Origin of the sequence: Methylocystis sp., assembly GCF_051062815.1 — a bacterium.
Taxonomy (GTDB): domain Bacteria; phylum Pseudomonadota; class Alphaproteobacteria; order Rhizobiales; family Beijerinckiaceae; genus Methylocystis.
The window spans coordinates 15,397-42,337 of sequence record NZ_JBPFDU010000040.1; the positions used below are offsets into that span (position 1 = coordinate 15,397).

Annotated in this window: 23 protein-coding genes and 2 pseudogenes; 7 read left to right on the top strand and 18 right to left on the bottom strand. The window is 59.1% G+C overall.

Features of this window, described 5'->3' with window-relative positions; all coding sequences use genetic code 11:
• The first annotated feature begins 415 nt into the window (after positions 1–415).
• The 3 genes from ACR65W_RS05925 to ACR65W_RS05935 all read left to right on the top strand — a co-directional run bounded on the left by ACR65W_RS05925 (position 416) and on the right by ACR65W_RS05935 (position 2,638).
• Positions 416–1,351 (top strand): IS1595 family transposase, encoded by a 936-nt coding sequence (locus ACR65W_RS05925; RefSeq protein WP_434500693.1) that lies wholly within the window; start codon positions 416–418, stop codon positions 1,349–1,351.
• 45 nt (positions 1,352–1,396) lie between these two features.
• Positions 1,397–1,798 carry an ECs_2282 family putative zinc-binding protein gene (locus ACR65W_RS05930; RefSeq protein ID WP_434500692.1) on the top strand — a complete coding sequence of 134 codons (402 nt, stop codon included), beginning with the start codon at positions 1,397–1,399 and terminating at the stop codon, positions 1,796–1,798.
• 81 nt (positions 1,799–1,879) lie between these two features.
• On the top strand, positions 1,880–2,638 hold the full coding sequence (locus ACR65W_RS05935) for a hypothetical protein (RefSeq protein ID WP_434500691.1): 759 nt from the start codon (positions 1,880–1,882) through the stop codon (positions 2,636–2,638).
• A gap of 213 nt (positions 2,639–2,851) precedes the next feature.
• Here the strand turns inward: ACR65W_RS05935 and ACR65W_RS05940 are convergent, their stop codons facing one another.
• The 3 genes from ACR65W_RS05940 to ACR65W_RS05950 all read right to left on the bottom strand — a co-directional run bounded on the left by ACR65W_RS05940 (position 2,852) and on the right by ACR65W_RS05950 (position 5,254).
• The gene (locus ACR65W_RS05940) at positions 2,852–3,298 is read right to left on the bottom strand and encodes a hypothetical protein (RefSeq protein ID WP_434500690.1); all 447 of its coding nucleotides are present in this window, start codon (positions 3,296–3,298) and stop codon (positions 2,852–2,854) included.
• Positions 3,291–3,455 carry a hypothetical protein gene (locus ACR65W_RS05945; RefSeq protein WP_434500689.1) on the bottom strand — a complete coding sequence of 55 codons (165 nt, stop codon included), beginning with the start codon at positions 3,453–3,455 and terminating at the stop codon, positions 3,291–3,293. Before ACR65W_RS05945 ends, ACR65W_RS05940 begins: the two co-directional genes overlap by 8 nt.
• An 86-nt stretch (positions 3,456–3,541) precedes the next feature.
• Positions 3,542–5,254 (bottom strand): S8 family serine peptidase, encoded by a 1,713-nt coding sequence (locus tag ACR65W_RS05950; RefSeq protein WP_434502392.1) that lies wholly within the window; start codon positions 5,252–5,254, stop codon positions 3,542–3,544.
• Between ACR65W_RS05950 and ACR65W_RS05955 the strand changes: the two genes are divergently transcribed.
• Positions 5,225–5,548, top strand: a complete 324-nt coding sequence (locus ACR65W_RS05955; RefSeq protein WP_434502388.1) for a hypothetical protein — start codon at positions 5,225–5,227, stop codon at positions 5,546–5,548. The genes ACR65W_RS05950 and ACR65W_RS05955 overlap by 30 nt on opposite strands.
• Positions 5,549–5,686: 138 nt before the next feature.
• Here the strand turns inward: ACR65W_RS05955 and ACR65W_RS05960 are convergent, their stop codons facing one another.
• From ACR65W_RS05960 to ACR65W_RS06015, 12 genes are all read right to left on the bottom strand, one after another.
• Positions 5,687–6,697: an AAA family ATPase gene (locus ACR65W_RS05960; protein WP_434500687.1), complete on the bottom strand. Its 1,011-nt coding sequence runs from the start codon at positions 6,695–6,697 to the stop codon at positions 5,687–5,689.
• Positions 6,698–6,836: 139 nt separating this feature from the next.
• Positions 6,837–7,031: a hypothetical protein gene (locus ACR65W_RS05965; RefSeq protein ID WP_434500686.1), complete on the bottom strand. Its 195-nt coding sequence runs from the start codon at positions 7,029–7,031 to the stop codon at positions 6,837–6,839.
• A 344-nt stretch (positions 7,032–7,375) separates the two neighbouring features.
• Complete coding sequence (locus ACR65W_RS05970; protein ID WP_434500685.1) at positions 7,376–11,062, bottom strand: AAA family ATPase; 3,687 nt, start codon at positions 11,060–11,062, stop codon at positions 7,376–7,378.
• 265 nt (positions 11,063–11,327) lie between these two features.
• On the bottom strand, positions 11,328–11,624 hold the full coding sequence (locus tag ACR65W_RS05975) for a hypothetical protein (protein ID WP_434500684.1): 297 nt from the start codon (positions 11,622–11,624) through the stop codon (positions 11,328–11,330).
• A 352-nt stretch (positions 11,625–11,976) separates the two neighbouring features.
• Positions 11,977–14,196 carry a hypothetical protein gene (locus ACR65W_RS05980; protein WP_434500683.1) on the bottom strand — a complete coding sequence of 740 codons (2,220 nt, stop codon included), beginning with the start codon at positions 14,194–14,196 and terminating at the stop codon, positions 11,977–11,979.
• Positions 14,197–14,271: 75 nt separating this feature from the next.
• Positions 14,272–14,637 carry a hypothetical protein gene (locus tag ACR65W_RS05985; RefSeq protein WP_434500682.1) on the bottom strand — a complete coding sequence of 122 codons (366 nt, stop codon included), beginning with the start codon at positions 14,635–14,637 and terminating at the stop codon, positions 14,272–14,274.
• A 284-nt stretch (positions 14,638–14,921) separates the two neighbouring features.
• Positions 14,922–16,286: a hypothetical protein gene (locus tag ACR65W_RS05990; RefSeq protein WP_434500681.1), complete on the bottom strand. Its 1,365-nt coding sequence runs from the start codon at positions 16,284–16,286 to the stop codon at positions 14,922–14,924.
• Positions 16,287–16,459: 173 nt separating this feature from the next.
• Positions 16,460–16,705, bottom strand: a complete 246-nt coding sequence (locus ACR65W_RS05995) for a hypothetical protein (RefSeq protein ID WP_434500680.1) — start codon at positions 16,703–16,705, stop codon at positions 16,460–16,462.
• A 198-nt stretch (positions 16,706–16,903) separates the two neighbouring features.
• On the bottom strand, positions 16,904–17,683 hold the full coding sequence (locus ACR65W_RS06000) for a DUF1353 domain-containing protein (protein ID WP_434500679.1): 780 nt from the start codon (positions 17,681–17,683) through the stop codon (positions 16,904–16,906).
• Between the two features lie 4 nt (positions 17,684–17,687).
• Positions 17,688–18,947 carry a trypsin-like serine peptidase gene (locus ACR65W_RS06005; RefSeq protein ID WP_434500678.1) on the bottom strand — a complete coding sequence of 420 codons (1,260 nt, stop codon included), beginning with the start codon at positions 18,945–18,947 and terminating at the stop codon, positions 17,688–17,690.
• A 9-nt stretch (positions 18,948–18,956) separates the two neighbouring features.
• Positions 18,957–21,035 carry a S8 family serine peptidase gene (locus ACR65W_RS06010; protein WP_434500677.1) on the bottom strand — a complete coding sequence of 693 codons (2,079 nt, stop codon included), beginning with the start codon at positions 21,033–21,035 and terminating at the stop codon, positions 18,957–18,959.
• A 10-nt stretch (positions 21,036–21,045) separates the two neighbouring features.
• Entirely contained in the window at positions 21,046–21,921 is an 876-nt protein-coding gene (locus ACR65W_RS06015; protein ID WP_434500676.1) for a hypothetical protein, read from the bottom strand.
• A 529-nt stretch (positions 21,922–22,450) separates the two neighbouring features.
• On the opposite strand from ACR65W_RS06015, the gene ACR65W_RS06020 reads away from it, so the two are divergent.
• On the top strand, positions 22,451–22,777 hold the full coding sequence (locus ACR65W_RS06020; protein WP_434500713.1) for a hypothetical protein: 327 nt from the start codon (positions 22,451–22,453) through the stop codon (positions 22,775–22,777).
• Here the strand turns inward: ACR65W_RS06020 and ACR65W_RS06025 are convergent.
• Positions 22,744–23,800, bottom strand: a pseudogene (locus ACR65W_RS06025) (IS5 family transposase); the annotation flags it as partial. The gene ACR65W_RS06020 and the pseudogene ACR65W_RS06025 overlap by 34 nt on opposite strands.
• Positions 23,801–24,161: 361 nt before the next feature.
• Here ACR65W_RS06025 and ACR65W_RS06030 point away from each other — a divergent pair.
• Positions 24,162–24,254, top strand: a pseudogene (locus ACR65W_RS06030) (integrase core domain-containing protein); the annotation flags it as partial.
• Positions 24,255–24,576: 322 nt separating this feature from the next.
• Positions 24,577–24,975, top strand: a complete 399-nt coding sequence (locus ACR65W_RS06035; protein ID WP_434500675.1) for a hypothetical protein — start codon at positions 24,577–24,579, stop codon at positions 24,973–24,975.
• Positions 24,976–25,124: 149 nt separating this feature from the next.
• Here ACR65W_RS06035 and ACR65W_RS06040 read toward each other — a convergent pair whose 3' ends face one another.
• Both ACR65W_RS06040 and ACR65W_RS06045 read right to left on the bottom strand, forming a co-directional pair.
• Positions 25,125–26,081, bottom strand: coding sequence for a DUF5681 domain-containing protein (locus ACR65W_RS06040; protein ID WP_434500674.1), 957 nt, complete (start codon positions 26,079–26,081; stop codon positions 25,125–25,127).
• A 62-nt stretch (positions 26,082–26,143) separates the two neighbouring features.
• Positions 26,144–26,941 (bottom strand): DNA-methyltransferase (locus ACR65W_RS06045; RefSeq protein WP_434502390.1); only part of this gene is annotated, 798 nt, incomplete at its 5' end.

Genomic DNA, 26,941 nt, shown 5'->3' on the forward strand with positions numbered 1-26,941 from the left:
TCGATAGTCGTTCCGCCCCACTGTAAGATCGAAGGATCAAAAGGACTTGATGAGCCCCAGGCTAGCGCCTGTTTTAAGCTATCTATGTTTCCAGAAAAGTTAGTAAGAGCCCCCCCGTCTCCAAGTTCAGGAAAGCGAAAACTTCCGTCTGAGCTGACCGGATTCTGGGCCCACTTACCAAGCGGCGCATTAGGCGACGCCCCTTGATTATAGTACTGAACCAGCAGTGCGTTTCGACGGTCCGCCGATAAACTATCCCAGCCCTCGCTCGTCATAATCGACTTGAAAAAATCGGAGCCCGTTTTCAACCTTGCCGCCACCACCGCGGCCGTTAATTCAGGACTTCCGAGGGCAATTATCACCTTGACAAAGCGTCGGCTAAATGTTGATATCGCTCTATTAGGAGCTTCCAACAATGTCCGCCGACCTTTCCGATCCGATATTTCATGACGAAGACGCCGCCCGTGCTTGGTTAGAGGCTGAACTTTGGCCGAACGGCCCGGTTTGCCCGCATTGCAAGGTGGTCAACAAGGCAACGAAGCTGGAAGGCAAGGCGCACCGCGCGGGCCTCTACCAGTGCAACAACCCCGAATGCCGAGAGCAGTTCACGATCGCGGTCGGAACGCTCTATGAGCGCTCCAAAGTGCCGCTGCATACGTGGCTTGCCGTTACCTTCCTCATGATGTCCTCAAAGAAGGGCATGAGCGCTCTTCAAATCAGCCGCATGATCGGCCGCCCGTATAAGACGGTCTGGTTTATGTGCCATCGCATCCGCGAGAGCTTCCGCGATGACGCCGCTACGCCGTTCGGCGGCCCGAACTCGCCGGTTGAAGCGGACGAAACTTTCGTCGGCGGCAAAGCCAAAAACCGCGCCTTCAAAGAGCCGGCGCCCAAGAAAGCCGTTCTTTCGCTTATCGACCGCGACAATGGCCGCGTGCGCTCTTTCCATGTGCCAAACGTGACGGCTAAGACGCTTAAACCCCTCATCGCGAAGAACGTCGAAGCCGCTTCCGTTCTCATGACCGACGAAGCGACGGTTTACAGCGGCATTGGCAAGCGTTTCGGCGCTCACCACACCGTCATTCATTCGGCGAACGAATATGCGCGCCTTGGCTCCTACGTCCATATCAACACGGCAGAGAGCTTTTTCAGCATCGTGAAGCGCGGCATCACCGGTGCCTACCATCACGTCTCGGAAGCGCACCTTCACCGCTACATGCTCGAATTCGATTACCGCTACAACACGCGATCAATGCGCGACTTCGACCGCATGGCCGCGAGTGTTCCCGGCATTGTTGGCAAAAGGCTCACCTATCGGCGACCTTCTCAGGAAGGGCGCTATCAGGCGTAAAGCTTACGCGTTCATTCGCTGACAAAAATTGCAAGGATAATTGCCATGTCAGATGACAAGATCAGCGTTGAGTTTAATTGCAAGAAATGCGGCGGAACCGTCATCTCTCTGCCCGACGACCCAACCGACGATTCCATCGCCACATGCCAATCCTGTGGGGTCGAGTTTGGACGATGGGGCGATATTAAGGCTCAAGCTACCAAAGTCGCTTCCGATCATCTGATGGGGGTGACAGAGACGCGTTCAAAGGCAAGAAGGGATGGACCATCAAATAGGATCGCCGTAACCCGCATTTTTGCCCCCGCGATTGAGACCCGACTGCGGCCTTGGCCAGGCTATGGTCTGCTTTTGCCCTTGTGCACGCGCCCCTTGCTCGCGGGGCGCTCCTTCTTGTTCGCTGGCTTTGGCGCTGCTTTATGCATCGGACCGCTTTCTGCGGCGGCCTGAACCGCTCGCCGGAAACGGTCCCAACTATCCGGCCGAATATCCGCTGCAGATTCGCGGTCTATCGTGTTCGAGGGCTTGCTCATGCCTCAGCCTTTGTCGAGAGTAACGCCTAATCCAGGGCAAATTAGATGGTCGGCGGATGTCATTTCAGACAAGCCGCAAATCGCCATCATAGTCGCCGAAATCATAGCGCTATCTTCTACAATCGACCATCATATGAGCCTGCTTCTGAGCAGGATATTGAAGACAAGGACGGGGCCGGTCATAGCTGTTATGGCAAGGCTTCAGACCCAAGGCTTGCAACGCGTTGCACTTGATGCGGCGGCGCAATCGAGTCTTTCTGCTGATGACTACCGAATTTTCAAGTCAGCTTTCGGTGCAGTCGAAACGGCACAGACAGGCAGACATAAAGTCGCGCATTGGATATGGGGCTCCGCTTCCAACATCCCCGGCGCAGTCCTAATGGTTGACCCTACCGAATTTAACAGCGTCGCAGCGTCCGCTGAAGCCGAGTTCTGGGGGTGGCAGGACGCGCAAGAGAATCAAAAACAGATATACGCTTCAAAGATATACGTATTCAACGAGGATGCGTTCGCTAGGTTCAAGCGTGACCTCATAGAAGCCGAAGAAATCATGCGCGCGCTCGGGCACTTCTTGAACCCAAGCGAGCCGCTGAGCGCAAGCATCAAGAACCCGGGAATCGTGGCGCTTCTATCTAGGCTTTCTCCCCAGACACGCGAAGGATCACTCCAGAAACTATCCAGCTTACGCCTGTTTCGTGAGGCCCTGGGCCGTATGGACGCAGTGGCGAAAAATACTCCTCGATTTCCAAGCGAATAGCCTCAGCAAGAGCTTGCTTGGTTACACAAACCTCCTGCTGAGCTTCGCCGGCCTGTCCTGAGGACTCTACCACTGGTCACTGCTTTCTTAAAGTGATAATTGCCGACCGTGTCGATAGCGCCGGGAACGTAAGGCCGCGGTTGAATATTTGCCGACATCTTCAACTCCAGGTTCATCTCTTTAGTGTATCGATTCTACCAACAAACCATTCCGTTAACATGCCTGGTTACCAATTGGCGTTACCAAATATCGAAACATAACTGCTAGAGGCACATGTATTACCATTACAGCTACTAGCACAACAGTCGCCAGCTCGTAGGTTTTCGACATGGTCGCCTCACTGCATTTAGCAACATAATAATAATGCAGCTTTCTGTAGGAGAAATATCCAAGAAATACGTTAGTTGGAGGGAAGAACCAAATTCCCACACCCAAATTTACAAGAGTATCAAAAAATCGGTGCTCACAGCTAGTTAGATAAAGATCTAACTCTGACACTAAAATCATGCTCATAATTAAGCCTCCCTCCAAAAGAGCTTTTTTCTTGGATTTGATTTCAAATTTTTGAAGTATGAGATATCCCGCGATAGCAAGAATGAATATAAAATAGTGGGTCAGCGGGTAGTCTTGGAATACATGCTGACTTTCCCAATCAGACATTTGTATCCAACCCCTCTGGCTCGGCGACGATTTCGGAAGGGGCAGCGACAGTCGGAATCCGCCCTTTTTTTGCCTGCGCCAAGGTGGCATCGCCCGGAAATTCATCGCCGGCCGTCATGACAATCGCCAGCATCAATTCAGTTGTCGAGGAGGGCATGACTATTCTCTCGCGCGTCGTTGTCGTTTCGAGGCCGCAAATCGGCGACCGAGAGAGCGCGTCGCGAGCGGCTTGCTCCCAACCAGCTACACCATCACTGGGGGCACGACCTCCAGCGCCGTCTTGGGCCAAGGGAGATCATAGAAATGCATCTCGTTGAACACGCCGGTTCGGCCGTCCGCGCCTATCGCGAAGGGCTGAATCTCTGCCTGCGCAACAAGCGTAGCGTCGTTGCGCGCTGAGAGGATCGCCCGGCCGATGTCCGGCACGCCGTAGCCGAACTCGCGAAGCATCGCCTGCTTCTTCGCTTTGGTGGCGGCCTTGCCCGTTTTCCAGTGCGCGCCTGTGCCGATGAACTTCTTTCGGATCGGCTCGGGCCAGCGCGCTGAGTCGACGATGAGCGCGCGATGGGTTTCCGGCCAGAGGTCGGGCCGAGCCGCCTGCAGCCGACCGACGAAATTACCCGCCATGCCTGCGGCGGCGCTGGTCGCCCAGAACGGGACCAAAAGCTCGCCCGCCACATCTGACCCCGCTGATAGCAGGGACACGGACGGGTCCCAGCCGCAGAAGCCTGTGGCGTCGGAAATCATGTTGCCCGCCTCGAACAGCACCTCGGGCTTGATCGGGGTCAGGTCGTCGGGAAGCGACCGAGAGCCGCGGCTGAACGGGCTGCGATGATTGGCGGGGACCGCCGCCTGCAATACGGGAGGCGGCGCCGGCGGCTGCTCCTTGCGCGTGAAGCCGCCGATGGTGAGCGCGTTCCAGCTTTGCGACGGATCTTCCAACGGTTGAGAAGGTAGAACGTCTACGGCCATCCCGCCGGAGACGTTTCCGGTGGCGACGACCATCAGGCGCTTGGGTCGTTCGGCTGCCGCAACTTTGTCATCAACCTCGCCAGGCATCGCCCCGGCGATGATCTGATCCAGCGCACCGCTCCAGGTCGATGGTCGGCTGGGCGGGAAGTCCGTCGCGGAGGTCGCGATGCAGAAACTGCGTAGTGCGTCCGGCCGCTCGATCTCGACCGCACTGACCGCGCCTTGCGTGACGACGCCATAGCTGGGAGGCTTGGTCGGCGGGAACCCGTGCGGTGGCAGCAGTTTCATGGATTCGGCACCGTGTGTCAGTGTGACCGGACGCGCGTCGTTCATCAAGGGTTCGAGATCGCCGTAAAGGACGAGGCCCGCCAGCGGCGTGCCGTGACCGCCGTTCGGCTGATGATCATCGGCACCCCAGGCAGCATCATAGGCCCACGCGCCACGTAGGCCAGGAGCGATCAGGGGATGGGCAGCGGCAACGCCCGTATCGAGCGTGCAAACCACCGGGGCATCGTGCGCGGGCGCCGAGACTCTCTGGGACAATTCGGCGACCCAATCGTGCTGACCCAGCCCTGTCTCTCCACGATCGAGAAACGGCTCGATCGTCCCTGTCGCGCGCCTGATTTCGGTGATCGCGCCCGGTACGCGCGTCGCGAAGAGCGCAACTGTTGCGGCAGCGCCGTGCAGAAACAGGACGGTCGTGTCGGGGAAGATCAGGCGGTCGTCATGAACATCGATATTCGCATTGCGCGCCGCGTTGACAAGGCGATCCGCCAAGGCGACAGGCTGACGAACCCACAGCTCCCACCAAACGATGTCCGGCGCAGCCAGGTCCACCGCGCCCGTGAACAATGATCCAGTGTCAATCGCCCGGACTTCCTCGACGACCTCGAAGCGCTCGACATCAGGACGTCGTCGATTGCCCGGATCGCGGCCATATTCACTGATACGGCCTTGCAGGAGGGCGCGCGCATCATCCGGCACAAACAGCAATGCGCTCTCCGTGCGGTCGTCGTTCCGTTCGGAACGGAGCACCACCACGTCCTGCGTAGGAAACTCAAGCGCTGTTGGAACCTTGACCGCCTTGGTCCGGGAGTCCTCGGCTGGCGGCAGTGTCGTGATCTCGACGATCGTGCCGGATTTCAGGCCCTGAACGGTGAGTCGCGGATCGTCGGCCGGCAGTGGAAGATCGCCGAGCGCAGCGGCGAGTTGATCAAGCAGATGTGCGGCGTGCGCAGCATAGTCGCCGCGAAGCGGTTTGCGTTCCTGATTGCGTGATGGGAAGGTGTAAGCTGCCGTCTCACGGAAAACGTCGATCGGTATGTGCTGACGGTCTCTCGCGTCGAAATTATCTGGCTCCGCCATAAGTCCTTGCTCGGTTTTTCGAGTTCCAGTCTATCCGTTGGCGGAGCCTGCCTAACGGCTGGATTGACGACGGAACTTACCCTTTAATGTTTGTCGGTTCTCCAAAGCGCGTTGTAGCGCTTCAGGCGAGGCCTTCGACGCCCCTTCAAGGATGGCATCCTTCACGACGGCATCTGCTGCACGAACCAATTCGCCTTGGCTGAGCCCTTTCAGTGCCGTTTCGAGCGCAGGCCACGCCTTTGCGCTGATCTTGAACTTGCCAAGGCGGCGCTCGACGATGGCGCGGGCGGCTGCGACGTCCGGCAGGGTATATTCGATCACTTCATCGAAGCGCCGCGCCAGCGCTTCATCCAGGATCTCGACGTGGTTCGTCGCCGCCAGCACGAGGCTGTCGGTCGAGTTTGGCTCTTCCATAAAGGCCAGGACCGAGTTCAACACCCGGCGGATCTCGCCAACATCGTTCGGATCGCCCCGGCGAGCGCCGATCGCGTCGAACTCGTCGAGCAGATAGACACCGCGTGTTTGCGCGATCTGATCGAACAGCAGTCGCATCTTGCCGGCTGTCTCGCCAAAAAAGCGACTGAACAAGGCTTCGAGACGCACAGTGAAGAGCGGCAGGCGCAATTCCCCGGCGAGCGCCGAGGCGGTCATAGTCTTACCTGTGCCGGGCAGACCGACGAGCAGCATGTGCGTCGCCGGCCTCTGGCCGTGTTCGCGCAGGGTTGCGCGTTCCTGTTGCTGGCGAACGATCCGCCCAAGTCGTGCGGCGATGTCGTCCGACAGCACCATGCTCGATAGCGTGACCTTGGGATAGGCGCTCTCGACGAGACCCTGCAATTCGCCCCGTGGCCGAGCCAGCGGAATCGGCGTCTGCCCGCCAGCGGGCTTTCCGACATGGCGCTGGTCTCTAGCCTTCTGGACGAGGCGCTTCAGCTTTTCGGCATCATCGGCCCGACCTTGACGGGCCTCCTGTGCGGCGATCTGCAAGGCGATCGACAGAAGCTGGTCTTCATCTCCGTCGATATGCGAGTTGAGGAGCGCGAGAATTTGCTTGGTAGACATGCTCGCCTCCTTTCTTCGATTCGGCCTCGCTATACTATTACATGCTTTAGACCACGAGCGATCATCAGCTCGGGATGACGGTATCTCAGAAGGCCCCCAAAAGCCACCGTTTCCTGTGGTTCTACGACGCCCAAGATCGTCAGCGACATACCTGGGTTTGTCCGATGCACGCCTGCGTCAGACGTGTGACGACCGGCTCCGAGCATACCGATTGCCCGATATAGCCGCCGATGACGATCTCGTAGTGCTCATCTTCATCGGGCGCCGCCCGCCAGTCCTGCCGCGACCAACATTCTCCGCCGAGTTTGGGCGCGCTGAAATCTCCAATAACCACGGGCTTCGCGTACAAACCTCCCAACTGCGACATGCCGGCGGCGACCCGAAATTCGTTCTCTCCTGCCGGTTCGTCTCTCGACCTCCGACTCCGCGGATTTAGTATGGAACTCTTAGGCCTCTAATTTTTACCACTTTTGCGGGACGCACCCTCCCTACTTTGCAAAAACATCGCGGAGGAGCGGAAGCAACCGGAGCTAACGGCGACTTTGATTTCATTCGCCTTTTTGCTGCGGAATGCGTTGTGAGAATCCTGCAGTGCGAATCGCAAGCGCTGAGTCCAATGTCTCCTCAGCCAAAGGTGACGATCTCTTGTCTACTAACGCCGGCGCGCCGGATGCCATTTCATTGTCGTCCCCACAGCGCGTCAATCATCTCGCGGATCGCAAGGCTGTCGAGGCCCTTCTTGGGCCCGTCCTCTGTCACAATCAGCCGCCCACCGGGTGTCGCTTTGCTCCAGCGCTCAATCTTATTCGTAGCGTAGAAGGCGAGCTTGCCCTTCCAGCGGCGCTCGTAATCGGGTTGGTCGAGCATGCCGCAATGTTCCCAATACCAGGTCTCGCCGTTGCGATCCTCGATTGAAAAGTCCGGCCAGCGCTTACGGCCGTTTTCGCCGATCAACACGCGTTCGAAGAAATAGCGGATGCCGAGCTTCTTCTCGGCCTCGAACAGCAAATCGGCGATCACCAGCTCGGATTTCGAGCTGACCAAGTCGCCACGCGCGCTGCGGTGGATTAGCTTGTCTTCGAGGAAGGTCCGACCAACGGTTCCTGCAGGCGCACCGGCCGGAGGGCCTGCATCGATCATCGTCGGCGGCGCGAACAGATTCGTGACCCTGCGCGCGACCTCAGAGAAGAACGGTGACCGCAGCGTGCGCAGATAGGCCAGGTCGCCTTGATGAAGAATGACTACGCGGTCCATTTGCCGAGTCAGAGCCGTGTAAAGCATCTCCCGCGAAAGCAAGCGGCTACGCGCGGGCAGGACGAGAAAAACCTTCCCAAATTCGCTGCCTTGTGCCTTGTGCACTGTAACGGCGTAAGCCAGCTCCAGGATCGGCGAGCCTTCTTCCGTGAAATCGCGCCCCCTGAATCCGTAGGTTAATTCTGGCTGCGACGCGAACTGCACCTTTGTCCAGCTCGGCTTGTTGTTAGCCTTGTAGGCATCGCCAACGACGATACCGATCTCGCCGTTGGCGACATATCCCTCACCCTCTTCCTTGTCCGCGTAGGCATAGCTCTGCCGGCTGTGGTTGCGGACGCAGATGACTTTGTCTCCATAGGTGATCTGCTCTGCTCCACGCGGTTGGATCAGGCGGTATTTGATGTAATAAGGCGGGCCCTCGTTCGAGCTGCGGGCGAACCGAAGCGTGTCGCTCCGAAAAGTCTCCTTGATGTGGCGGTTAAGATCGATCGAGCCGCTCGACAGGTTGCGATGCGGTGTGAGGATTTGCCACTGCTCGCATTTGGTGATGCCGGCACCGGCTTTGAAATAAACATAATCACCATTGGGATTGCCGCCGAGCGCAATCGCAAGGCTCTTTTGCTGCGCGTCCTTGTCTAGACCGAGCTCGTCGACAAGGGTTGCATCGAGGACGCCGCGCAGGTCCGATGGCGTCTTCCAGCCGATGAAGCGCAGCCGCTCATCCGCATTACCGGCCAAAATCCCTTCCAGCACCTCGTCTTCGCCCGGAGGAAGATCGCGGCCTGAAAACAAATCCGCGAGCTGCACATCGGCGCATGCCAGATCGCGCGGCGCTGCATCCGTCGCATCACCGGAGGCGTGACGCCGTCTCACGGTAAGTTCGGCCACGCCCTTGCGTGCATGCTCTCGTTCGAGATACGAAATGAGGTCCACGAATGGGCGACCGGCACCGATCGGCGGCAGCTGGCGCGGATCACCCACCAGGATCAGGCGAGCGGAGACGGGCAAGGCGTCGACAAGTGCGGAGAGTTGATCCTCGGTCAACATCGAGGCTTCATCGACGATGCAGGTCGTGACGCCTCCCGCCGATGGGGCATCAGGGTCTGGGAAGTAGCGCCCGGTCCATCCGTCGTAACGCTTGTATTCCTTCAAGAACAGCGCAAGCGTTTTGGTGTCTTCGGCACGCCGGGTCTGCTGGCCGAGCCGGACGCGCGCCTTGCCGGTCGGCGCAAGAAGCGCCACGCCCGAGCCGACGATTTTCTTCTGTTCTAGAAGTTGCCGAAGCACCGTAGTCTTGCCCGTTCCAGCCGGGCCGATCAGCACTGACAAGTGGCTGTTTGCCAACACATCGAGCGCGAAGGCTTTCTCGCTTCGCGCTTTTTCTTCTTCCTTGTCGCCCTTTTTGAGCGGGCCGAAGGCATTTTCGAGCTTTTCCGCCCAGTCGACCTTTGCGGGCGCAACTTTGCCCGCGATACGATCGGCCACGGCGCGCCGAATAATAGATCCATAATCGGCATAGCGTTTGAGCTGCAGCGCAAGGCCCCCGACGCCGGACGCGTCGATCACCGCGATCTCCTCGCTGAATTCGTCTCTGCAAAGCTTAGCGGCGGTCGCATCAAGTGGCACAGGCCGTGTCGCAGGCAACTCCTTGGCGAGACCCTGAATGCTATCGACACCCAACAAGGTGTGCCCACTCTCGGAAGCTGCTTTCTCCAGAAGATGGACACCGATCGCACGCAAACGGCGCAGATCGTCATGCTCCTCAGGATCAATCGTGCATTCGACGGGCAGGGGATAGCGCTTCAAGACCTCGGTATCGGGGAAGATGCCGCGATCGATTGTCCAGATTCCGATGGGATCGCGCGAGGTGCGGTCCTTTTCGTAAAGGAGATAAGGGTTCTCAAGAACCGCATCTGTGAGCTTCTCTGCTTCGAACCAGCGTACTGCCTGGTCGCGGCCGAGCTCGAACCTTGACAGGAGGCGCAATAGCGCGCCGCGGCGAGGCTCCTCTTTGTGAAGATACTCCCAGCGCTTGCGAAGCATCTTGGTGATCCTGGGCGCGCCTGCCGGAGCCGTGGCGCCGCGAAATACTTTGTCAGTTGCAACCCATGGATCGTCCGTCTCTGACAGCGTGGCGGAGAGCGCAAGCGCGAATAGGGTTCCGTTGAAACCGTCTTCCAGTGCTGACAGGGCGCTGCCGAGACCGGGGCACGGACCGCCCAGTTTCCAGAGCCGGTTTATCTGCTGGTCGATCCACGCGATTTGTTGCGGCCACGGACCCGTGAGCTTTTTCGACGCGCGCTCCAGCGCAGTCTTGCACGCCAGCAACGCGGTAATGGCCGCGCCATGCGTGACATGCTCGGATGCGTAGGAAAACTGATCGCGGGACTCATCGGGCGCGCAGGCCAGAAACTCACTGGGGTCAAGCGTGTCGTCTTCGGCGGCACGTTCGAGGATAGCGTGATAGGGAAGCACGATACCGCCGACGAAGTGCCCCGGATTGGCAGGGTCCGGTCGGATCGAATGCTGGATCGGTCGCTCCCACATCATGGCGCGCAGATGGCCCTTGGGCGCATCCTTGGCGTATTTGTATTGCTCGACCTTGCCTTTATGCTTCAGCAGGCCTACCGCGACAATGACGCGGCGGTCGTCATCCGCGAGCGGCGTGCGTTTGGCATAGAAGAAGGTGAGCGATTCCTCCTCGACCGCGCGTGCCGAGAATGCATCGAGAAGCGCCTTCTGGTTGTCGTGGTTCTGAATCCAATCCGTACGCGCGAGAAACGCGGGCTCCGTGGGCTCGCGCTCCTGACTGACGTCGAGGTCGAGGCTCTTGGCAATCTCATATGCGCTATCCCGTAGCAGCCACCGGAACGGCACTAGCGTCGCGCCCCAGGCGGGCACGGGCATCGGTGTGCGTTCGATATGCTTATGCGCCGGGCTCCAGTCCGCGTAATTGAGCCGGACCTTCAGCGTTATTCCGCGGTCCGAAAGAAACGTCGCGCGCTCCTTGATGCAGGGCGGTTTGCGGTCATCCTCAAGATCGTTGATCCATTCGCCGCGGCATGCATCTTCCGCAGCATCGTTCCGGTTTTCGGCGATCGCCTTTAGCACTACGCAAGATTGATTATTGACGGGGTCGGCACAGACTCGCCCATCCCATTTCGTGTCCTGCCATGGCACGCGAATAGAAAGATGAGTTACCGCCGGCCCTTGCATACGTATCCCTCGGTTAAGCGCATTGTGCTAGGGAGAATGGAAAATACAACCGCTGCGTTATCCTGGAACACATCCGGCTTCGTCGTGCCCGGCCCAGACCCTAGGCATTCCGAACCCGTCGGGGTTCAGCCCCTTGCCCGGCAACAAGCTGCGACGCGGTTCATGGCTGCACGACCACGCTGTTGAGCATGCTCCGCACATAGGAGTCCTTGTCCTCCTCCTGAAACAGGATGTGCCGCTTTAGCATTTCGTCCTTCTCCATCTTCCACAGCATCCGCATTGTGTGGGACGGCGTGTTGGAGACGATGAACGACTGCGAGCGTACGGCTGGATCGCCGAGCCGCTGCTCGATTTCCTTGATGGTTTCGTGGAATTGAATCTTGCCTTTGCCGATCCGATTCGGGGGACAGACACTCTCAACGAGAGGCTCAACTTCCTTGATGACCGGACGCGGCAATACGTCCGCACGCTCGCCGACCGGTGGATGTAGGATTGCTGGGTCGCCGGCGAAAGATCGCGGACCATCATGCCCTCAATCATGCGACGACGCAGAGGGCCGATCTCGGCCATCTGGAAACCTCTTGTCTGAGGGCGGGTTGCGACACCCAAATCCTCTCAGACACGAGGCAAATCACGCGTACTCGCCGCTCCCGCCGCGATAGCGGCTTCGTTCAATCCCCAACGATCTTCAATCGCAAATTCGTCCACACGGCCTAGCATCGACGTCAACCGCCAAACTCGGGGCCTCCCGGGAAGGCTGGTGACAATTGATATCAAGCCAAGCTCGTACCGCAACAAACCCCACGGCGCTACATGCTCCCTCTACGCCAACCGAGCCATCTTTCTGCCCGCGCGATGCGGCGCTCCAAGGCATGTTCGAGCGCCACGTGAAACGGCAGCGGCGGCTCCTTCCCGGGTGAGAACGCCAACAGCGCCCGGGCCGATTTGGCCGCTTTGCCGCTGCCCCCATGTTGTTCGAGGCCGCGCCGTGTTTGAGGATCGCTCACCGGAACGCCGGTCCTGGCGCAGAGCTCCCGCAGTAGGTCGATCCATGAGAAGATCTCCCGGACCGGCGGCTCCGGCGCAGGCGCAGCGAGCGCGCGCTCAAAGGCGCGACGAACGACGAAGGCGGCGACCGTCGACGAGTCGGCGATGTCGCGCAGATGCGGCGCCCAGCGCTTCGCGACGATGTGAGTCAGCGCCAAGAAGTGATGCATGACCTCGCCGAGCGACTCGCCGTCGAGCCGGCCATCTTCGATCATCGCGATAAGCGCATCGACGCCGGCGCGTGCGGTCGGCTTGTGCGCCCCGCCAAGCGCCCGAGCGAGAAGCAGCAGGGCGTCAGGACTGGAGGGCACGTCGGAATCAAGAAGAAGTGAGACGCCCTCCGGGATCGCGCATACGCCAGGTTCGCTGTCGAAGCACTTCCCGCGGGTCCCGGCGACAAACACGAGGTCTGGATGTTGCGGCCACAGCGCCCGCGCCCAATTGCCGAGGAGAAAGGCGTCGGAGAATTCCTCGAGCGGCCAGACGCGATCAGGGTCCACCAGAGCGCGCGATGTGAGGTATTGCCCTTCAGGCCGAGATTCGGCCCAAGGGCTGAGGGCCTCCGATGCCGCGACATCCGCAAATTGTCCCACTCCCGGAACGCCCGACAGAGATGCGCAAGAGCCGCGCGCGCCGTCGGTCAATTTCACCCGCGCGCCGCGCGCCGCGCTCGCAAGCGCCTCGTCGATCCTCACGTCCTCCTCCGCGCCGCCGAGCGCGTGGCGCAACGCGACGCCCCATTCGTCCCCGATCTTGCCGGCGGCGCGCAGAGCCTCCTCGCGGCGGTCCGGCGCAAGGCGCAGCAGCGTGAGGGTCTTGTCCGCAACCCCGAGCGCGTGCGGCGCTCCCGGCACCTGAGCGGCGAGGCTGCGCTCGACCGCGGCGACGGGGTCGATCCAGAAGCCGCGATGCGTCGGCTCGGACAACTGCGTCGCGCTCTCCCCTTTGCGAATGAATTCCGCCGCGGCGTGGGCGCGCAGCCACATGGCCCGCGAAGGATCCTGCTTGTGGACGAAGCCGTGCGTCTCCTCGCCCAGACAAGCGGTGAGGACGATCCGAAGGGCCCCCAGCGGCGTTCCCCATTCGGGCCGGTTGGAAAGACTCGATCTCCGTCGCGCCAGCGCCTTCCCCAGCGGTGACAGAAGCCGTTCGGCATTGGCCGGACGATTTGCTGAGAACCGCAAGGCCGCGGCAAGAACCCGTTCGACCCGCTCGATATCGTCGGGATGCTCGACGGCGACGAGCGCCTCATCGATGAAGGCCTCGAAGCAATTGATCGGAACATGTCGGGCGGACGGGTCGAGCCGCGGGATGTCCATGCCGTTGAACGGCGCCGCCGCAATGTCGAACGCGTGAGACTCCATCGCGGTGATCGCCGCGTCGACGCCGGCAAGCCGGCGCAGGTCGGGCGGGAGCGCTTCGGCGCGGGCGCGCAACTGCGCCGACCCGCCTCCGCAATCGCGAGGAGCCGCCGTGCTCGCGGGCGCATGGCCCCGGGAAAGAAGCGCGTCCGCGCGGAACTTCAGCGCCGGCGACATGATGTGGAGGCGCTCCTCGATCGCCGCTCTGCCCTCGTCATCGATAGCGCCCGCAAGCTTTTCGATATGGCCGAAGGCGGTCTCCTGGAGTTCGGTCGACTTGTGCTCGAGAACCACGGCAAAAAGCCGGAGGGCGCGCGAGGCCATATCGGGGCGCATGTCGACAGCGTTGGCGAGCAGACGCATCCCGCTCTTGACGGTCGCGCCGGTCGACGAAAATAGCGCCGGCTCGACACGATCAACGACCCTCTCGGGCTCGAGCAGCCTCCTCTTTCCGACAATCGTCAGCGCCGCAATCGCGAAACTGGCGATCGGCCCCACAGGACTGGCGAGCAGATCGAAATAAAGACCTGCGCGCGCCACGCGTTCAAGTGGCGTCGGCTCCATCAGTTCATGGAACCGATAGTGCCAGCGGGCGCGGTGCGGCGCGAAGCCGCGCGCCAACGCTTCGAGGCTCGCATCGAGCAGGCGCTGACGATCGAGCAGCCCTTCGTTCGCGGCGGCTTTGAGCGCGCCGGCTCAGCCGCCATGTTCACGTTCAGTCAGCGTCTGACAAATCGACAGGCTGACGTCGTCGTCGCCTTCGACCTCGAATTGCCGCCAGATGGCGGCCTCGACGCTGTCGATGTTCCTGCGAATTTCCTCGACGATCGGCCAGCTCTTGTCATAGCGGCTTCGCGCATAAACGCCGACGTCGAGATAGTCCTGATATCCACAGCAGACATAGGCTACGCCGATCGCGTAACGCTCGTTTGTCGGCTCGGGAACTCGCCCGGATGCGACGAGCTCGCCCATGCAGTAAACGATATCGGCGATGCTCCATTCATGCGCGCGTCGAAGGAACAGGTCAAAAGCCTCCGCCAGCCACGGAGGATTCCGGTGCATCAGCACTCGGCAGGCGTAGTGACACACTCTGAGAGAGCGAAGCTTCTCCAACTCGGACAGGGGCGCCGTCGCCACCATGGCAAGCGATGTGTCCCAATCTGAATATTCCCGTTCGCCGCCTCGTCTGTCTCGCCTCGAGGCTTCCCTGTGACAGCGAGCGACGAAGGGTGCGAGCGCGCGCCTCTCAGCTTCGGAACGTCCGCGAAGGAACCGAACGACGCCGTCGGAAACGCCGCCGAGACGCCAGCGCATAACTTGCGCCAGTTCCTTCTCCAGCTCCCCGCTCACGCGACATCCCGCTTCGTCGCCAGAAGCGTCGCCAGCACATGTTTGCAGGGGCCGGACTCGCCGACGGTGCGGGAGTGCCAGGCGCAGGTGCAGTGGAATTCGGCGCCATCGAGGCGCGTGCGATGTTCGACATCGCCGCCCGTAACACGCGCCGTGACGTTCGGTCCGCTGGAGACGTCGATCGAGACGGTGCCGGCCTCGACCAACCTCCGCGCATCGCGCAGCCGCGGATGCAGCGACTCGATCGAGCTGCGATCAAAGGGCAGCTCGCGGTGAAAGAAGCGGCGTTCGCGCGGGTCGTACCCGGCGACGCCTTGCGCTGCGAACAGGGACAAGGTCGTCACGACGTCCGTCGCCGGCAGGCGCGCGTGTTGCGCCAGAGCGTCGAGAGAGACGTCATCCTCATCAGAAAGCGCCTTGGCGATCCTGTCCATGGCCGCCTCGCTGCCACTGGCGAGAGCGGCAAGAAGCTGTCCCTCGCCGGAAAAGCCTCGCGAAGGCGTGGCGCTCAGCACGATCAGGAAACGCGCGACGTCGAAATCGAGCTCGAAAGCGCTGGTTCCGAACGCGCCGGCATAGATCCGCAGGCCGCGCGCAAAGCGCGCCAACGGCTTCATCGCCGACAGCCGGCCAAGCCCGGCGGAAGCGACCGCCCCGTCGCCGGCGCGCTGGGAAAGACGCGGACCGCCCGGCGCCGGCGACAGCCACACATGGTCCCTGGCGCCGACCGCATTCGGCAGGGACGACAGAAAGCGACGCGCCTGCGGTCCATCGAGCGTCATCGCCATTTCGAGCCGCGTCGCCAGCGCCTGCACTTCGGCGAAGCCTCTCAACCATCGCAGCGGCAGCAACACCTTGCGTTCGACCACCGTCTCGCGGGTGGACGAAATCTCGACCGCATCGGACGAGACCCGCAGGGCCATCGCTGCGCCGGCGCGCACCGTCGCCAACGCGGCCCGGGTGTCGGGGTTGAAGTTGACATTGGTCACCCCCTTGACGAAGACTTCGGGGGCCAGCATCCCGGGAAGGAAATCGGCGCGCGCATAAACACCGCAGCATCTCGAAAAGGCCTCGAACCGCAGCCTGCCGCCGCCCGCCGAAACAACCGGGTCAGCGCCGCGCAATCTGCGGACGATGTCGCCTTTTGGCGTAAAGTAGCGTTGCAGCGCGACCTCCGAGGTCGCGAGAAGGAGCGCCGCGGCGAGATCGGGCCGGGAGAGCGTGCCCGAGAAAAAAAGCTTTCCCTGTGACACCCGGTCGGTCGCCGCGAGCGCGAGCGCTGGCGTCATGCCTTCGACCACATGGGACGCGAAGGCGTAGCGATACTCCTGTTGAAAGCTATTCGCTTCGTGCGGCTGCATCGCAAAATCCCGACGTTGAGCACAGGCAAGAAACACTTCGCCCGAGACGCCATCCCGAAATATTTAGCACCGCAGGCGTCGCTTCGGAAACGCCGGAATGCAAAACCCGCCTCGAAGAAAAACCCTCGCGCCGGGAAGCCTGAAGAAACCCGTTAATTTGAAGACGCAGCCGCTTACCGATCGCCTGTGGGACCTCGCCGTGGGCGCGCCGCTGCCGATGACGGCGACGGGTAGATCGTTGACCCACACATTTCCCCCGGCGTCACGCCCGCAATGTTGATCTCGGCGATGATGTGGTCATCGAGATCGTGGATGCAGAGCGTCGTCGTGGTTGCGCCGCTCGTCATGGTCCGCAAGGCGAGGCGGTTCAGCGCGTCATAAGCGTAGGTTACGCCCTGCGCGGGCGCCCCGGTCTGCAACGCTCGCGACAGCGCCCCTCCACGTCATACTGGAAGGCCAATCTCCCCTCGGCCGTGATCCCAGTCGGATACTGCCTAAAAATCCTGATGATCTACTCTTCCGTAAAGCAGTTCTTCTTCAACTCCTCTTAACGGAGTCCAGTTCAAAACTGGTGCATTTCAACGGGGCAAGGTGACGTTTGTGAAGGTCGCGCCATCTCACTTTTTGGGTGCCTCACTAACATCGGTCGTACTCACCGCGTCATTGTGTGTGTAATAGAAATCGTTTGGCTTTATTTTTTTTGCTCTCTCCTCGAGCGTTTTAAGATCGACTGTGTCGCCTCGCTCCTTCAGCATCCTCTCGACCTCCGTGAGCTCGACCTTGAACCGCGGATTGTCATATTCAGCCGCGCTTACAAGGAGATTTTTCGGAGCTTTTTCGCTTATGATATTGGCGGTCGAAGTCAGCGACCAGGGTAGTTCAGAAGTGAGGGCTACCGCCCGCATCCATTCGCAGCCGGGCCCACAACTGTTACCGGGGATGAGCTCCACCCATTTCGGTCCACCGAGATAGACGGCGAAATACATCAGCTTGGCGAACGCGGAGCTCACGCCGCTTTCGAGCAAAGCATTATAGAAGACCAAATGCGTTTGACGCCATGGACGCACGTGGCGATCGCAGTAATGGTCGTGAATGACGGCAGCGCTGAGAAATGCCTTCTCGAACGGCCTGCCGATAAAAGGTTGCGCCCAGGATGGAATCGAAGCGCCGTCTGTAATGTCGCCTGCCTTGGTTAGCCATCCGATCTTGTTCGGATCAATATATTTGAAGTCTGCAACAATTTTGCACTTACCTGCGCTCTCGCATCCCTTTGGTTTAAATGCAAGCGTGCCGATAAATTCAGCGTCTGCACGCCCCCCGCTCAGCAGCACAATAAATGCAGCCGCAAAAAACCTCGGCGTCATCTTCATCCCTTTCTTGTCGTGTCTGGAGCGCATGTCGCTACTCTCGTAATATTTCTTTTCCGATGTCGGGGCGGACCGCTTCGATATGTTTTAGAATTTCCCCGATTTGGACCGCCTTGTTGACATGATCAATCGCTTCACAATTCTCGTCTCGATCGAAACCAACATGATGGAGCCCAATCAGCCGACCATTCCAATTGAATAGTGGAGCCCCTGACGCGCCGGGTTCGCTGTCACAATCATGGGTAAGGTCTGGTGACCCAGCATCCACCGCCGCGTTCGGCGACCACCAAGCCCTGTAGTTTGGAGACCGCACTGAGCAGTTTTGGCTGATGAGCTTCGGGCTACATTTTGCGTGATGCAGCAAAAAGACGGGCGTGTCTTTTGCAGGCGCGCTTCTCTCAGTCGGCGCTGACACAGGCTCTCCAATAGAACCGCCCGCGCCAACAACCGGCCCTAAACGGATCAGCGCATAATCTAGGCGTCGATCCTTGACTTCGATCGATAGACAACTGAATTGACGACTCGCCCCAGTGCGACCGCTGCTCGGTCCAACTGGGTCCCAATCCCAACTGAGATCGACAAGCATGCTGTCGCAGACGCCGTCATTCCAGTAAAGCGCAGCGTTGCCCAGTTTAGGGTGGCCGCCACAATGCCAGTTGGTGAGGAGAAGATCGGGGGCCAACATCACGCCGGAACAGCACCAGGAGAGTCGTGGACCGCCATCAGGGTCTTCTGAGCCAGCAGTTAGCATGCCGAGGACATCGCCTGCGCGTTTCGCCACAGCCTCCCGTTCAGCTGCGTAAAGCGGCCTCCAGCTCGGCTTCTTACGCACAACTGAGAAAAGGTGGACCTCAGAACTCTCCGCCGGAAAAGCAACAATTTCGGTAACCTCGATTTTGACTTTGCTCGACGGAGGCGCCAGCAGATCTACCCTCGCCGTCTCAACTTGCAGGCGACCAGTCCATCGCGTGCGAGACATCGCGCCGTCGCTATCTAAGAAATCCTTTGGCCCCAACGTAGCGATCGGACGCATGGAAGCATCTCGGACGACAATATGCCAGTTGCGCGCATCGCCCGCCGATACAACACGCAAAGCCAGCCGCAGGGACGCGGCATGAAATCCGAGAGGTGCCGGAGTGATCGGAGTAGACCAATGTCCGCCTGCCGCTGTCAAAGTTGGTCCAGGCGAAATCCACTCGCCAAACGAAGTTACAGCCTCTTGCTTTGCGCAATACTCTTCGGCGAGAACGCGCGACGAAAACGCGAAAAGAAAAAAAAGAATTAGATGGCGCATTGACGGTTCCTACCGAGGAGACTGGCATGAAGCGCTTGCCAGGCCAGCCTTGGAGAGGGCGGGAATGAAGTCCTCTACTTCAGTAAGCGCGATCGGAGTTCCATCGCACGCTATTATCGACGCGGTAGTTTCAAGGGTTACCAACTCGTTGCGGCGCACGGTGCCCGGCTCCACTGTTTCGCCACTTTCGGCCAAATCGTCATAAATTGTCCAGTGTCTTAAACCGTCTTTAATGTCCGGCGCGCGATAGACGCGGAGGATCGCTGAACTTTTGAGTGAGAGCTCTTTTCGAGAGTCGTGCGACGTCAAAAATAAACGGCCACCTGGCCACCGCGCCGCCTCATGCCATCCCGTGGAGTCTTTATACCAGTGCTTCGTTGGATCGAGCAGCGCAAGAAAAGGATCGACGACACCCGACGTCAGCTTGTCCGATTCCGGGGAAACATTGTTATTTTGCGGTGCGAAGGGCCGGGCCGTCGCCTGAATGCGAGTCTTGATGAACTCAGGGCTTGTATAGATTGTCGGAAACGCTCCAATCATGGCGGCGACAACTCCGGCGACATATCCCGAGGCCTGCGATGTGCCGCTTGCGGCGCTCAAGTCTCGGTCAGAAACCCATCCGGGTATAGGTTGCCCGCCTGGAGCAGCAACGTGAACCATGTAAGCCCCGCGTAGTGACGCATTTGCGCCCGCCATAATCTTGGCGCCGTCACGAGAGCAGTCCTCACAAGCCGTGACGACAATCACATTGCCGGAGTCGCCATAGGCCTGCGGCGACATATTTGATTCTTTCGCAATCAAGTTGTCCTCTTGGCCGGCGGCGACAATCAGCAGCGGCCGTCTCTTAGTGATCGCAATTCCCACGGGGCACTTCAGCTTTTCAGAATGCGAAAGAAGCGCTGAAGCCGATCTGTTGGGATCGAAGGGATCAAAGTCGACCGCTGAAAGAAACACCCGAAGAGGATTTAACGCACAATCTTCGCAATTCATAAATCTCTTATTGAGTTTAGAGACGCGGTCGGCGCTGGATGGTTCGAGGTTCGCACCGCCACTGCCAAGCCGAACCCACTCAAACGACTCGATCTTCGCATTTGCCGCAAGGCCGGCGAAGCCTAGCTCTTTCCTGCTTGCAATGATTCCCGCGAGATGAGTTGCGTGATGCACGCCGCGATTGAAATCCGCCCATTGACATTTCCACGCAGAGGAGCCCGGGGCGCTGGATTTTTCGTAGGCCTGATACAAGTTGGGCGCTGGAGAAATGGGTGTATCGATGAGCACGACGCGGACTGGCGCCAAAGCCGCCGGCAAGCTACCTTTGACGACCTTCATAGCTTCGCGATCAGCGTCGACAAGTTCATCGTACCGATATACGTCTCCATTAAATCCCTTCGAAACGCATGCCGTCTTTATTTGTTCAGCAGAATGTTCGGACAGCGAATGAAGTTTGGTAGGCGCGGCTGCTGATCGGAGAACATCCACGAACATGTTTCGTGAAACTTTGGGCGCCAACTTGTCGAAGATCATTTGCGCGGTGGTGTCGTCCTTTGTCGGAATATAGACACTATAAGCGTCATAGACGAGAGACTTGCGACCAAGCGAGCGTTCGACGACCTCAGCGCCAAGATTGCGATACGATCGCGAACGCCAGTCTAAAAGCTGTTTCTCTTGGCGCTTGTCCTGCAATGCAAAATTGTCGACGGCTCGATAGGTTTCGATTTCCAATCTTGGGAGGAGAAGCGTTTCGCCCTCTTTGAGGCCGCGAGCAAGAAGCCTCACCTGCGGATTAAGCCGATCAACAAATTTTGTGATGCTCGCACATGGCGGAGGAAAATTTGTAGAGGCCATGATGGAACATATGCTGTCGCCAGTGCGCACAACATAGGGTTCTGTTTTGATGACGCCCTCGATGTCGTTGATGTCTTCAAGGGCACCGGTGAGATTTTCGCCGGCGACCCCGCCTTCGAACGTTATTATGACGCCGGGCGCATCGCGTTTCGGTCCTGAGTCTTCACCTCCAAGAGCCGAGGAGCCCCTGAAGGTCAGAACGATGGCGCAAAGCGCGAGTGCGAAGTTTAGTTTTCCGCGCATATATTTATCCCTAATGATAAAGCTTCTGATGGCCTTCGCGATCGATCTTGGTGATCTTGAAATCCATCGAGCCACCGCCGCCGCATAAGTAATGCATCACCGAATGCGGATCGTAGGCAGTCAGCGGCTTCCATTGGTCATCCTCTACAATGCACCCAGGAACGCCGACATTTTGTTCATGCCGATAGCCGATTATGTGGCCGGTTTCGTGCCGCAACACCCCGACTTTGTCGAAAGTCGTGGTGAAATACTGAGGGCCGATAAGAACGTTGCGCTTGAACGGCGGGTCGTTAGGGAAGAACGCCGCCGCGATGAAATCGTTGGCATCAGCCGCAAATCTGACGATAAAAGTCACCGCGTTTGAATCCGGGTTCACGTCAAACTCCTTTCGATACGTAAAGGAGAGGCCACAATCGGCGCAGGCCGCTTCCCAATCCTTTGTAGCGAGCACCATATTCTTTGATACAAGCGCATATTGGTCGGCGGATGCGAACGAACGACGGTCGACCGCATAAGTCAGGTGACGTTCGTCCTTCTTCCAAAAAACAGGCTTGCCACGGTCGATCAATACGAGAAGCTCCCCGGAACCGCCTCTCACAGGCGCTGAGCCGTATGCGTGCCGATAAATGTAGGCTCGCATTTGTGGCTCGGTGAGAAGCAGGTCGCCTTCCGCGACGTAGAATGTCCGGGTAGTTTCTGCGTCCTTTAATTCGTATTTCGGCGCTTTCCGGAGAAAATCCTGAAGGAGCGCCTCCTGAGCGGGGTCAGCGAGAATTCGTTGAAAGTCGCTTGCCGTTAGCTTATCAGTCTTTTCCGCGGCGATCAGCGTCGGGGGGCACGCAAAAATATACGAAAGAAGCATTAAATATTTTGCCAGATTAGGCATTCGAGCCTCCATAGTTCGAATTGGCAATTGCAAATTTATTCAAGTTTGCACCCATCACGGCAACGTTTTCGCCGGAAGTTGGGTATCTCACCGTCAATGCTGCCTCGAGAACAACACTCGACTGCAAGGGTTTCCGCCTTGGCCTCGCCGTCGGATGCAGTAAGAGGGATCGCCACCCAGTCCGCAGCCAAGGGTTCGTCCAAGGGGCAAAGTGCGCTTCCGGATTGAAATGCCCGTGCCAAGAGCGGCCGAGAAGAAGGCGTCTCATGGATGCCTCAAGACAACTTTACAAACGAGAAAACGCCACAATTCTGCCATATTACTTTAGTCCGCGCAAGTGATCTCGCCGACAGAAATCACGTCGCCAATAAACACAGAGGAGGAATCGATCTTCGCAAGGATCGCTCGCGCACGATCAGGACTCCCCGGGAGCCCCTGCCTGTCAAAATCCAAGTGCGTTCGGTTACGCGTAGCAGGCTGTTGAAAAAGGCTCTCGCTTCGCTTTGAGGACGGCATCGTCGCCGTTGTGATGCTCGAAGTCGACCTCAATGAAGCCGTCATCGAGAAGTTCGGCGGATCTTTCTCCGGAATTTCGTCGCCCTCGTCGAAACCGGTCCACGCGAAGGCGACGGAGGACCGGCCGAATTCGACGTCGAGCGTCGCCTGCATGGCGCCGAAGGCGATTTCGCCGTGCCCCTCGGGCGCCGATGACGATCGCGGCGGGGCCACAAAGATCGAGATAGTCTCGATCCCAAAGATCGGCCCCGACGATCCGCCAGCGACCGAGCAGTTTGCAGGAGGCAGGGGCGCTCTTGTCGGCGTCGCCATCAGCCTCGGCAACCGCACCAGATTGTAGGCGGCCGCCGCGAAGGTGAAAGCCCATCCGACACGGTCCCTGCCTCTGAAGCTGGTCTTTTCCTGTCCGGCGATGGTCTTGATCCAGCCGAAGCCTCTTCAATCTTTTTGCGAATGCACTGGCTGATCGCGTAGCCCGCATGTCGCGGCGTGCGGCCGTCGATCGCCGAGGCGCGACCGCTGGTGTTTTGCGCCACATGCGGCGCCACTTTCATGGCGCGCAGTTCATTGACGAAATCTTCGGCGTCATAGGCCTTGTCGGCGCCCAGTGTGATCGCTCTTGGTCGATCCGCCCGTGGCTCGATCATATGAAGCGCCGCGGTGCGTTCGGCGTGTCCATCCGCCGGCGTCAGGCATGCGTCGAAGAACAGACCGTGCCGGTTCTCCATCAGCGCGTGACCGATAAAGCAGAGCTTCGCCTCCTTGCCGGGGCCTTTGCGATAGAGCCGCGCTTCGGGATCGGTCGCGCGCTTCTCGCCGTGAAAATCCGCCTCTTGGTTGCGACCGCCACCTTCGGTCGGCGGCCCATCTGCTCCATCCTTCGGCTTGAAGCTCTTCATCGAAGCCCAGGCCTCGATCAACGTGCCGTCAACCGAAAAATTCGCCGCGCTCAAAAGCCGTTTCACGTGCGGCTGCGCCAGCACCGCGGTCAGGAACTTCGCGGCGATCTCGCCTTCGAGCAGTCGGTCGCGGTTCTTGGAGAACACGGAATGGTTCCAGACCGCATCGTCAATCCCAAGTCCCACGAACCAGCGAAACAGAAGGTCGAACTCCAGCCGCTCCATCAACGGGCGCTCCGAGCGGATCGAATAGAACGCTTGCAGTAGCATTGCCCGCAGCAGCTTCTCCGCCGGGATCGACGGGCGGCCAATCGGCGCATAGAGCGCCGAGAACTCGCCCGCCAGCGCCGCCAAAGCCTCGTTCAAAGCAGCCGGATCGCTCGCTGCGGATGATCCTTTCCAACCCGCGCTTCAAGATCGACATAGCTGAATAGCGATCCTGTCCGCCGATCTTCGCCTCGCATGATTCATCCCTCGTCGACCAAGAAAAATGAATCCCATCGTGATCGAAGCGGCCGGAGACTTTTTCAACAGCCTGCTAGGGCCGTAAGGCAGCGGAAGCTCGTATAAGAGCATTTTCCTGATGGCGTTTCGGCTGATACCTGTCTCCCGCACAGTTGTTTACGGGAAGCAAAGGATGTCCCGGGGCGGCCGTGACGCGTGATTCAGAGCATAGGTTGCGTTATGTAACAAGCCGACCATGAAGGTCCGAGATGGTTCACTAGGTTCCCTTGTCAGAGCGCATCAGCAATGTCCGCTCTCGGTCGCACCGCCTTCAATCAGATATTGCGGACAATGTAGGTTAGGGAACAGAATTGCTCCCCCTCTCTGAAGGAGGCGGAAATCGTCGCCGAAAGCTGGCAGTGTCACTACAACGAGATCAGGCCGCATTCCTCATTGGGGTACAAGCCTTCAGCCTCTAGAGTTCTGTTCCCCTCGCCCGGCCGCGCTACCCGACCAGCTGCGCCGGGCGCGGTGCCGCTGGTCCAAACGCCGCCGCTAACACAACATTGCTCCTGGATCACTGAAGGGCGCCGGCCATTTGTTGCTCCCATCGCGAGAGCGCGAATCAAAACACGACGTCGGAATTGACAGGGAACGTTTGATCTCACCTCCTACATGCTTTCCCCGCACACGCGGGGATGAACCAATCTATGGATTCCTGTGCGTTGTACGCTAAAGCAGGACTGTCTAGAACGGTATAAGGCCGACAGGTCTGAGGAGAAGACTAGAGACGCATATGAGCGACATCGACGAAGACCTGCTTAACCGCCATCGCTGGGTTCGCGTTATGGCCGACTATTCTTGCGATGGGGTGTGGGACATCGAGGGAAATTCCTGTGGGGTCGAGGAATTGCCGATCTCACCCGCGCTCGTCGAGCGCCTTCGCCGCTGGCAGGCGCACTACGAGGCGATCGAGGATGCAGTCGAAGAAGAACGGCCCTACCGAGAAAGCGACTGGACGGATTTTTCCGCCGAAGGTCTCGCCATTGCTCGCGCCGTCAAGGCCGAATTACCCGGCTGGACGGTGTTCTACTTCGATGAGGCCAAGGCGTGCGTCGTTCCCTTGGACAGGAAGCGCCGGCTACGGAGTACCGTTGAATACGAAATTCTGCTCGACGACGAATCTTGCGACTAAGAAAAGATTTTGCCCTCGGAGAGCGCCAAAAGAATGTCGCCGCTCTCTGAAAAAATTCGTCGCACTGTGGCGCCGCTTACGTTCAATAAGATGCGCGAGTGCGGCCCGACCTTGCAACACTACTCGAATCCCAGACAGACGAAATCTCTTCAACTTTCTTCAGCCTCATTGGCGCCCTTGAACCCTTCGACGATCGCCCGAGCGATTTCGAGCCTGGGGAATATTTTGCCGCGCGGGACAAGAAGCCCGGCGGCGCTCCATGCTGCGCGGGTCGATTTAAGGAGTGTGCGCTTCGGGATATTCTGAACATACATAAGCCTCGTTATAAAGTCGGCGTCGCTCAGTTGGAGCCGCTTTGGCAGCGTCCAGTTCAGGACCGCCACGAATATTGTCGCAGCTTCGGCGCATCGGAGTCCCGCCTCTGTATTTCCTGGCAAAGCGCATCGCTCGTTGACGGCAATTTGCATAATGAAGGCGTCCATCAGTTTGATGCGTTCTTCCATATCCGTGAGTTCCGTCTCACATATGGGTCCTTTGAAGAGAGGCGGCTTCCCATATCGGATGATGATGTCGTCTGGGTGTGGAAGATGTATCGGTGGCGCCTCGCCCTTTGAGTCAGCTTCCTTGATTTCTTCCCGACATTGCTGCTGATAGGTTTCCCAAAATTCATTCTCAGCCTTGATCTCGATCGCCTTCTCTCGTTCGATCCTCTCATGCAGAAGGAGCCAGGTTCTCTGCGCGTGAGGGTTGCCTTTTAGGGCCGCATTCTGCAACGCGCGAATAAGAGCCTGTTTCGCTGGAATGACGGAGACGCTATCGCCCTCACGGATGGTGACGCCGCGCTCGGCCTCTTCCAAAATCAATTCCTGTATGGGAAGCGGCTCAATCCGGGGATGAAACGGAGAGCTTGACGTTTTCTTCGGCCTTCCTTTTGGATTGCCTGATTGCCCTCTTTGGAAACGCGTTGATTTTGGCAAGGTTGGCATCGGCTCGCCAAAAACGAGCGCGCTCTTCAAACGATCCACCATTTCGTCGGAAAACAAGCGATCCGACTGCTCAGAGGGATCTTCGGTTGTCGAAGATTTGTCGGCGCGACGCTTTGTCATAAGTCATCATTCTCCGGCAAGGAGAGGATTATCATTTGGGGGACGTCGGGATGCGATCGGTCTCAGTCGACGAGCGCTCTACGCTTCCGGCCCGGCCGATCTCGCCTCGTTCGAGACGCCATGCGCGCCATTCCTGCCGACCGTACGGTAGGCAATCGCTCGGCTGCAATGTCTTCGAAGCGTCGGGTCGTTTCGGCGTGGACGGCGGACTTGCCCGTCAGTCTCTCCCAGCGGGAGACGATGACGTCGCAATAGAGAGGGTCAAATTCGATAAGCTTCGCCTCTCGTCCGCATGTCTCCGCCGCAATCAGGGTCGAGCCGGAGCCCCCGAAGATGTCCAGGACGATGTCCCCGCGCCGAGAGCAATCCTTGATGGCGTCGGCCACGAGCGCCACCGGCTTGACCGTCGGGTGCATCGACAAAGCCTCGGAACGATCCGATCCAAGACTGCTCACGCCAGGGTAGTCCCACACATTCGTGCGATAGCGTCCCGTCTCGCCGAGCCCGAAGTTGTTCGTATGGGGAGCGGTCCCAACTTTGAAGACGAAGATCAGTTCGTGCTTGGAACGATAGAAGCTGCCCATGCCGCCATTGGTCTTGTTCCAGACGCAGAGGTTTTTTAATTCGGTGAAGGCGGCTTCGCCTGCCTCCGTCATTTCACGGATGTGCCGCCAGTCCATGCAGGCGAACGCGATCGCCCCGTCCTTGCATACTGAAGCCGCGTTGGAGAGGGTTATGGTCAGGAACTCGGTGAAAGCCTCGCGGGACATCTCGCCCGAGGCCATGGCGAATTCCCGGTGGCTGTGGCGTCCGAGCCCGGTGACATTGCCGTCGATCTCGACATTGTAGGGCGGATCCGT

What these genes read in the sequence shown, in the direction of transcription:
- ACR65W_RS06005 (WP_434500678.1), bottom strand. Translation starts at nt 18,947, where the DNA reads ATGCGCCATCTAATTCTTTTTTTTCTTTTCGCGTTTTCGTCGCGCGTT.
- ACR65W_RS05985 (WP_434500682.1), bottom strand. Translation starts at nt 14,637, where the DNA reads ATGCACCGGAATCCTCCGTGGCTGGCGGAGGCTTTTGACCTGTTCCTT.
- ACR65W_RS06010 (WP_434500677.1), bottom strand. Translation starts at nt 21,035, where the DNA reads ATGCGCGGAAAACTAAACTTCGCACTCGCGCTTTGCGCCATCGTTCTG.
- ACR65W_RS05930 (WP_434500692.1), top strand. Translation starts at nt 1,397, where the DNA reads ATGTCAGATGACAAGATCAGCGTTGAGTTTAATTGCAAGAAATGCGGC.
- ACR65W_RS05935 (WP_434500691.1), top strand. Translation starts at nt 1,880, where the DNA reads ATGCCTCAGCCTTTGTCGAGAGTAACGCCTAATCCAGGGCAAATTAGA.
- ACR65W_RS06020 (WP_434500713.1), top strand. Translation starts at nt 22,451, where the DNA reads ATGCTCGAAGTCGACCTCAATGAAGCCGTCATCGAGAAGTTCGGCGGA.
- ACR65W_RS06040 (WP_434500674.1), bottom strand. Translation starts at nt 26,081, where the DNA reads ATGACAAAGCGTCGCGCCGACAAATCTTCGACAACCGAAGATCCCTCT.
- ACR65W_RS05945 (WP_434500689.1), bottom strand. Translation starts at nt 3,455, where the DNA reads ATGCCCTCCTCGACAACTGAATTGATGCTGGCGATTGTCATGACGGCC.
- ACR65W_RS06035 (WP_434500675.1), top strand. Translation starts at nt 24,577, where the DNA reads ATGAGCGACATCGACGAAGACCTGCTTAACCGCCATCGCTGGGTTCGC.
- ACR65W_RS05940 (WP_434500690.1), bottom strand. Translation starts at nt 3,298, where the DNA reads ATGTCTGATTGGGAAAGTCAGCATGTATTCCAAGACTACCCGCTGACC.
- ACR65W_RS05925 (WP_434500693.1), top strand. Translation starts at nt 416, where the DNA reads ATGTCCGCCGACCTTTCCGATCCGATATTTCATGACGAAGACGCCGCC.
- ACR65W_RS06015 (WP_434500676.1), bottom strand. Translation starts at nt 21,921, where the DNA reads ATGCCTAATCTGGCAAAATATTTAATGCTTCTTTCGTATATTTTTGCG.
- ACR65W_RS06000 (WP_434500679.1), bottom strand. Translation starts at nt 17,683, where the DNA reads ATGCGCTCCAGACACGACAAGAAAGGGATGAAGATGACGCCGAGGTTT.
- ACR65W_RS05960 (WP_434500687.1), bottom strand. Translation starts at nt 6,697, where the DNA reads ATGTCTACCAAGCAAATTCTCGCGCTCCTCAACTCGCATATCGACGGA.
- ACR65W_RS05990 (WP_434500681.1), bottom strand. Translation starts at nt 16,286, where the DNA reads ATGCAGCCGCACGAAGCGAATAGCTTTCAACAGGAGTATCGCTACGCC.